The following is a 223-nucleotide window of genomic DNA, read 5'->3' as shown; positions in this document are numbered from 1 at the left end:
AATGTTGGGCTACTGGCTTGATAAGTGAAACCACCTGCCAGGGTCGTACTGCCAACTTCATTACTGACTACAACATTAGCCGCTAAAGGACCACTTACATACGCTGGGGTAATCGCAGTTAAACTGGTGGCACTATTAACCGTAATACTGGTTGCGGCAAGGCCATCCACGGTCACGGTGGTCGTGGGCGTAAAACCCGTGCCGCTGATCGTAATCGTGGTAC

Annotated in this window: 1 protein-coding gene; it reads right to left on the bottom strand. The window is 51.1% G+C overall.

Annotation, left to right across the window (positions count from 1 at the left end; all coding sequences use genetic code 11):
- Positions 1-223 (bottom strand): IPT/TIG domain-containing protein (locus ACD661_RS17005; protein ID WP_400189021.1); only part of this gene is annotated, 223 nt, incomplete at both ends.

This window comes from Legionella lytica (genome assembly GCF_044626755.1).
Classification (GTDB): domain Bacteria; phylum Pseudomonadota; class Gammaproteobacteria; order Legionellales; family Legionellaceae; genus Legionella; species Legionella lytica_A.
Note: the sequence above shows the minus strand (reverse complement) of the source record. Positions and strands in the feature narration are given on the sequence as shown.